The organism is Microbacterium songi (assembly GCF_042747925.1).
Classification (GTDB): domain Bacteria; phylum Actinomycetota; class Actinomycetes; order Actinomycetales; family Microbacteriaceae; genus Microbacterium.
The window spans coordinates 86,355-93,109 of sequence record NZ_JBHZIE010000008.1 but is presented as its reverse complement, the minus strand read 5'-3'; the positions used below and the strand labels follow the sequence as shown (position 1 = coordinate 93,109).

The window sequence follows — 6,755 nt, the reverse complement described above, 5'->3', positions numbered from 1 at the left end:
CGGCCTCAGCACCACCCGCCTCCGTACGACGGTCGGCATTCTCATCGTCGACGCCCGCGGCGCGGGGGTGCCGTCCGTGATCCACTGGGGCGCGGACCTCGGTCACCTCGATGAGCGTTCGCTCGCCGCCTTGGCCGAGGCATCCGTCCCCGCAGTTCCGCCGTCGTCGATCGACGTGCCGCTGACCGTCTCCCTCGTGCCCACCATCGGCGAGGGCTGGACCGGCAGGCCGGCGCTGGCAGTCTCGCGTCCTGAGGGATCGAGGGGAGCATCGCAGGCGAGAGCGCTGCGGTTGCGTCGGGTCGGAGAGGCCGGTTCGAGCCCGGCGCAGGCCGTCGTCTACGCGCTCGCGGACGAAGAGGCCGGCGTCAGGGTCGAGATCGAGATGGAGCTCACCGACCAGGGCGTGCTGCGTTCGCGCGCGGTGGTCACCAACACTGGGTCCGATGGGCTCGGGGTGGCCACGGTCGCGATCGTGCTCCCGGTCCCCGAGCGGGCCGATGACCTGCTCGACTTCTCGGGTCTCTGGGCGCACGAGGGCCGTCCCATCCGCCGTCCGCTCGATCATGGAGTACATGCCCGCGAGAGCCGGCACGGCCGTGGTGGCCACGACAACCCCGCCCTGCTCTCGGCGGGCGTCGCGGGATTCGGCTGGGAGACCGGCGAGGTCTGGGCGCTGCACGCGGCGTGGAGCGGCGACACCGACCTGTGGGCGGAGCGGTCCGCTCTCGGGCGATCCGTCCTGGGCGCGGGCGAGCTGCTCGCGCCGGGCGAGATCGTGCTCGCCGCGGGTGAGTCCTACCGCTCCCCGTGGGTGATCGCGATCTACTCCTCGGAGGGGATGAACGGCATCAGCGATCGCGTGCATCCGTGGGTGAGGTCGTGGTCATCGGTGCCGCGTCTGCCCCGGCCGGTGGTGCTGAACACGTGGGAGGCGGTGTACTTCCGGCATTCCCTGGAGGCACTGACGCCTCTCATCGATGCGGCGCGAGAGGTCGGGATCGAGCGCTTCGTGCTCGACGACGGCTGGTTCCACGGACGCACCGACGATCGGAGGGCGCTGGGCGACTGGAGCGTCGATGAGACGGCCTGGCCGGATGGACTCGAACCTCTCATCCGCCGGGTCCATGAGGCAGGGATGCAATTCGGGCTGTGGGTCGAGCCGGAGATGATCAGCGTCGACTCCGACACTGCGCGAGCCCATCCGGAGTGGATACTCGGCCGGGAGGGCGACCTCGAGTGGCGCTTCCAGCGCGTGCTCGACCTCACGGCGCAGGGCGCCGCAGCCCACGTCTTCGACAGGATCGATGAGCTGCTCCGCGCCCACGACATCGCCTACCTCAAGTGGGACCACAACAGGGACCTGCTGACGGCCGGCGCACATCAGCAGACGGCGGCCGTGTACGCCCTCATCGATCGGCTGCGTGCCGCCCACCCCCACGTCGAGATCGAATCCTGCGCGTCCGGCGGCGCACGTCTGGATCTGGGGATGCTCTCGCGTGTCGATCGGGTGTGGCCCAGCGACACGAACGATCCGCTCGAGCGGCAGCGCATCACCGCATCCAGCGGGATCCTGATCCCGCCCGAGTATCTGGGAGCGCACGTCGGCGCGGAACGCGCCCACACCACGCACCGACATGCGGACGCGTCGTTCCGCTTCGCCACCGCCCTGTTCGGCAGCGCGGGTGTCGAGTGGGACCTGTCGAGGGCGACCCCGGAGGAGCGCGGCACCGTCGCCGGATGGATCGCCCAGCACAAGCGCCTGCGCTCGCTGCTGCACACCGGACGTGTCGTCCGTGCGGACACGGCGGATCCGGGACAGGTGGTCCACGGCGTCGTCGACCGATCGCGTCGCCAAGCCGTCTTCTCGATCGCGATGGTGGATTCCGCCCGCGGCGCCCTTGCTCCACCGGTGCGCTTCCCCGGCCTCGACCCGGACGCCCGGTACGCCGTTCGGCCACTGGACCTCGGGGCACCGGTCGTCACGATCGCCGACCGGCCACCGCCTTGGTATGCCGCGGGCGGCGCGCTCCTCGCGGGGCGGCTCCTGGTCGAGGTCGGACTGCCGATGCCGCTGCTGGCTCCGCAGCATGCGCTCGTCCTGCACCTGGTCGCCGTCGGCGAGAGCTCGTCCGACTGATCGGGCGGGCCCGTCGTCACAGGGCGTCGACGACCGCCTGGATGCGGCGGGCCCGCGTCGTCGCCGTGGCTGCGGCCTCGACGGGCGCGAGCCGTCTGCGACGTGCAGCAGGCGGCAGAGATTCCCACGCCGCGCGGGTTCCAGCTGCATCGAGGGAGTGAGCGACGTCCGGGGGCAGTGGAACGTCGTCGGGGTCGACGGGCGCGAGGTGGCCCCGAACGGGGTCTCCGGCTTCGAGGCGCAGGCGCCGGAGCAGGGATGCTCCCGCCCAGACGAACGTCCCGTCGAAGACCGGCGCCCGCGTCAGGGCGAGGTTGACGGGCACCCCTTCGAGCTCACCGGCTATGCGCCTGGTTCCGACCGACTGCGCCGCCTCGACCAGCGCCGGCGGCACTCGGATCACGGTGTACCCGAGGTGCCCCACGGCATCGGCTCGATGAACCCGTCGATGGGATGCTCGGGCCCCAGCGCCGGCCACTGAGGGCTCATGGCCCGGTGTCCCAGCCGGGCGCGAGCAGGCGGCTCTCGTAGGCGATGATCACGAGCTGGGCCCGGTCGTGGGCGTGGAGCTTCGCCATGATGCGGTTCACATGGGTCTTCGCCGTATGCGGGGAGATCACCAGGGTCTCGGCGATGTCCTGGTTGGACTGCCCGCGCGCGACCAGCAGCATGACCTCGCGTTCGCGGTCGGTCAGAGGTTCGAGCTGCGGCGGCACGGCCGGGGTCGTCCCATGGCCGGGCTTCGCGGTCGGGACCACGTATCGGGTGATCAGGCTGCGCGTGGCCGCGGGCGACAGCAGTGCGTCCCCGGCATGCACCGACCGCACCGCACGCGCGATGTCTTCGGGCTCCGCCCCCTTGCCGATGAATCCACTCGCCCCGGCTCGGAGCGCGGCCACGAGATACTCGTCCTCCTCGAACGTGGTGAGGATGAGCACCCGGGTGTCGACGAGTTGCGGATCCGAGCAGATGGCCGCGGTGGCCCCGATTCCGTCGAGGACCGGCATCCGGATGTCCATCAGGACGACATCCGGTCTCAGCCGGCGGGCGAGCGTGATCGCCGCCGTGCCGTCGGCCGCCTCGCCGATGACGTCGATGTTCGATTCTGCCGACAGGATGTCGGTGACCGCCTGTCGGATGAGGGATTGATCGTCGACGACGAGGACCGTGGTCACGACGGCTCCCCCTCTCGGGTGGGGAGACGGGCGGCGAGACGCCAGCCGCCCGGATGGGCTCCCGCCTCCATGGTTCCTCCGACCGACGCGGCCCGCTCACGGACGCCGAGCAACCCGTGCCCTCCCGAACGCAAGCCGTCCGCGGTCTCGGCGAGCGTTCCCCCCGCTTCGGCGGTGGGATTGGTGATGACCACGATGGTCTCGCCTTCTCCGACCTCGACGAGCACGTGCGCGCGGTGGAGGGCGCCGTGCTTGTGCGCATTCGTCAGGCCCTCCTGAACGATCCGGTAGCCGACGAAGGAGACGGCATCCGGCAGAGCGGCCGGATCGCCCTCGACGCGGGTGGTGACGGCGAGCCCCGCCGCAGCGAATTCGGAGACCAGCTCGTCGAGGTCGTCGAGTCCGGCCTGGGGACGGGCGACGTTCGGCCGCTGGTCCTCCCCGCGCAGGACTTCGAGCAGACTGCCGATCTCGCCGAGGACGGTCCGGGAGGCGTGGCGGATGCTCGCGAGCGCTTCCCGCGCGCGCTCGGGACGCGTCTCGAGCGTCGACGATGCGACGCCGGCGTTGAGGCTGATTACCGAGATCTGGTGCGCGACGGCATCGTGGAGATCGCGGGCGATGATCAGTCGTTCCTCCGCCACCCGGCGGCTCGCCTCGGCCTCTCGCGTCGACTCGGCGCGTTCCGCGCGTTCGGTCATCACCCTGATGTACTCGCGGCGTGATCGGTTGGCGTCCCCCGCCGCCGCGGCGAAGGCGATCGTGACGGCGAACTGCAGAGAGCGGGGATCGAAGACGCCACCCTCGGCCACGAGCAGACTGAGGAGCGTCACCGCGACCGCCGCGGCGACCGCGATGATCGCACTCGTCCGGCGGGGGAACCGGTTGGCGATGGTGAACATGGAGATCGCCGTCGCGAGGACGATTCCGGGCGACAGGGTGCCCAGGAGCGCCGCGACACCGTAGAGCCCGATGATGAGCCCCAGCACCACGACCGGCCACCGCCGGCGCGCGGGCAACAGCGCCGCCGGCGCGACCACCACGGCGAGGACGACCGCGTCGGCGGGACGGAACTCCGCCTGCGGGAAGGGGATGAACGCCGCCCAGACGACCACCACCGCGGCCAGGATGTCTCCCACCCAGGCGGGCGGCCGGCGATGGGGCGCCGCAGCGTCCCATGCATGCCGGGTCGCGTCTGCCATTCGACCAGTGTGCCGGGCGGCGGCCGGCACCGAGTCAACCCCACGCGGCATCCGACGTACCGCGATCGCGGTATCGAGGTGACTCCCGGCGGGGGACGCGGGGGGAGAGCATCCCGATCAGTCTGGGATCAGCCCGAAATCAGCCGGGTCTACGGAGGAGACGAACCATGACGCCGATCATCTCGGTCAAGGACGTGCGCAGGTCGTACGGACGCGGCCAGAACCGCTTCGAAGCTCTCAAGGGGGTGAGCTTCGACATCTCGGAGGGCGAGAGCGTCGCGATCGTCGGAAAGAGCGGGTCGGGGAAATCGACCCTGATGCATGTGCTCGCGCTCCTGGACGGTCCCACGTCGGGCGTTGTGGAGCTCGAAGGAGTCGACACGCGAGGTCTGCGCGGCCGACGGCTGAACCGCACGCGCAACAAGACCTTCGGCTTCGTGTTCCAGCAGTTCTTCCTCACCGCGAACGCCTCGGTGCTCGAGAACGTGATCCTGCCCCTGAAGATCGCGGGCGTCAGCCGAGGCGAACGACGGCGGCGAGGTCTTGCGGCACTCGAGCAGCTCGAGCTCGCCGACAAGGCGAAGAGCAAGGCCGTGAATCTGTCGGGCGGGCAGAAGCAGCGCACCGTCATCGCGCGCGCCCTGGTGAACAACCCGCGCATCATCTTCGCGGACGAGCCCACCGGCAATCTCGACACCGCCACCGGTGCGGTCGTGGAGGACATCCTCTTCTCGCTCAACCGGGAGCACGGCATCACGCTGATCGTGGTTACCCACGACGAAGATCTGGCCGCGCGCTGCGACCGCCGCATCTTCATCCGCGACGGCCTGCTCGTCGAAGACTCCCGGGCGGTGGCGGCGTGAAGACCATCGACCTGATCGGCGCCGCCGTCTCGAACACCTTCCGCTCGAAGACCCGCACGATCCTGACCATTCTGGCCATCTTCGTGGGAGCCTTCACGCTCACCCTCACCAGTGGGCTGGGCACCGGCATCAACGCGTACATCGACGACACCGTCTCGGGAATCGGCGCGTCCGACACCATGATCGTGACGAAGAACTCCGACGAGACGAGCGCGTTCGGCGCATCCGGGCCCCAGGAGTACAACCCGGATTCGATCGCGAGCTCTCAGGCGGGCCCTCCCGGAGCGACGGTCATCGCGCTCGGTCCGGATGACCTGGACCGGCTGGCGCAGGTGGACGGGGTGCTCGACGTGCAGGCCACGAAGTCCATCAGCGCGGACTACATCGTGGCAGGCGGGGGAACCGAATACGTCGTGAGCGTCGGCGCACTCGTCGCCGGGCAGACCGTCAACCTGCTCGCCGGGCAGGAGGCGTCCAACGACGCCGATGAGTTCGAGCTCGTTCTGCCGGCGTCGTACGTCGAGCCCCTCGGCTTCGCCAGTGACGATGACGCCGTGGGCCAGACCGTCTCGATCGGCATCACGGACGCGCAGCGCACCCCGCACGTGATCGTCGCGACGATCACCGGTGTCGCCGAAGAGAGTATCGCCTCCCCGACCGGCGCGGCGATCGTCCCGAACGACGCACTGACCGACGAGCTCTACGAGACGCAGAACATCGGGGTGCCCGCCGACCAGGTGGAGCGGTACGCGCAGGCGACCATCCGGTTCGCCCCCGACGCCACCGATCAGCAGATCACCGATCTCAAGGCGCGGCTGACGGACGCGGGCTACACCGGCACGACGGTCGCCGATCAGCTGGGCACGGTCAAGACCGTGATCGACGGCATCGTGCTCGTCCTGAACGCCTTCGCCGTCATCGCGCTGCTCGCCGCCAGCTTCGGCATCGTGAACACCCTGCTCATGTCGGTGCAGGAGCGCACACGCGAGATCGGCCTGATGAAGGCGATGGGCATGGGAAGCGGCAAGGTCTTCGGGCTGTTCAGTCTCGAGGCCGCCTTCATCGGATTCCTCGGCAGCGCCATCGGGGCGGCGGTCGCGATCCTCGCCGGAACCGGCATCAGCGCGGCGCTCTCGGGATCGCTGCTCGCCAACCTGCCCGGACTCACGCTGATCGCATTCTCGCCGGGATCGATCGCGATCATCATCCTCATCGTGATGGTCATCGCCTTCCTCGCCGGCACCCTGCCCGCGGCGCGAGCCGCCAAGGCCGACCCGGTGGAGTCCCTCCGCTACGAGTAGAGCCCCGCGGGAGTGCCCGCGGCGTCGATCAGCGGTCATCCGCTCTCATCGACGCCGCGGGTGACGCCGCGGGT

General features: G+C 70.1%; 6 protein-coding genes. 3 read left to right on the top strand and 3 right to left on the bottom strand.

Annotation, left to right across the window (positions count from 1 at the left end):
• The coding region (locus ACFM35_RS10945) for an alpha-galactosidase (RefSeq protein ID WP_378841907.1) at nt 1-2,140 on the top strand (2,140 nt) is incomplete at its 5' end.
• A 16-nt stretch (nt 2,141-2,156) separates the two neighbouring features.
• Here the strand turns inward: ACFM35_RS10945 and ACFM35_RS10940 are convergent.
• From ACFM35_RS10940 to ACFM35_RS10930, 3 genes are all read right to left on the bottom strand, one after another.
• Nucleotides 2,157-2,543 (bottom strand): YdeI/OmpD-associated family protein, encoded by a 387-nt coding sequence (locus tag ACFM35_RS10940; RefSeq protein WP_378841905.1) that lies wholly within the window; start codon nt 2,541-2,543, stop codon nt 2,157-2,159.
• 82 nt (nt 2,544-2,625) lie between these two features.
• The gene (locus ACFM35_RS10935) at nt 2,626-3,315 is read right to left on the bottom strand and encodes a response regulator transcription factor (RefSeq protein WP_378841903.1); all 690 of its coding nucleotides are present in this window, start codon (nt 3,313-3,315) and stop codon (nt 2,626-2,628) included.
• Nucleotides 3,312-4,517 carry a sensor histidine kinase gene (locus ACFM35_RS10930; protein WP_378841902.1) on the bottom strand — a complete coding sequence of 402 codons (1,206 nt, stop codon included), beginning with the start codon at nt 4,515-4,517 and terminating at the stop codon, nt 3,312-3,314. Before ACFM35_RS10930 ends, ACFM35_RS10935 begins: the two co-directional genes overlap by 4 nt.
• Nucleotides 4,518-4,684: 167 nt before the next feature.
• Between ACFM35_RS10930 and ACFM35_RS10925 the strand changes: the two genes are divergently transcribed.
• Both ACFM35_RS10925 and ACFM35_RS10920 read left to right on the top strand, forming a co-directional pair.
• Nucleotides 4,685-5,380 carry an ABC transporter ATP-binding protein gene (locus ACFM35_RS10925; protein WP_378841901.1) on the top strand — a complete coding sequence of 232 codons (696 nt, stop codon included), beginning with the start codon at nt 4,685-4,687 and terminating at the stop codon, nt 5,378-5,380.
• The gene (locus ACFM35_RS10920) at nt 5,377-6,681 is read left to right on the top strand and encodes an ABC transporter permease (RefSeq protein ID WP_378841900.1); all 1,305 of its coding nucleotides are present in this window, start codon (nt 5,377-5,379) and stop codon (nt 6,679-6,681) included. Before ACFM35_RS10925 ends, ACFM35_RS10920 begins: the two co-directional genes overlap by 4 nt.
• Nucleotides 6,682-6,755 lie beyond the last annotated feature (74 nt).

Bases quoted from the DNA above. Each gene is read 5' to 3' on its own strand.
- ACFM35_RS10930 (WP_378841902.1), bottom strand. From the start codon at position 4,517: ATGGCAGACGCGACCCGGCATGCATGGGACGCTGCGGCGCCCCATCGC.
- ACFM35_RS10925 (WP_378841901.1), top strand. From the start codon at position 4,685: ATGACGCCGATCATCTCGGTCAAGGACGTGCGCAGGTCGTACGGACGC.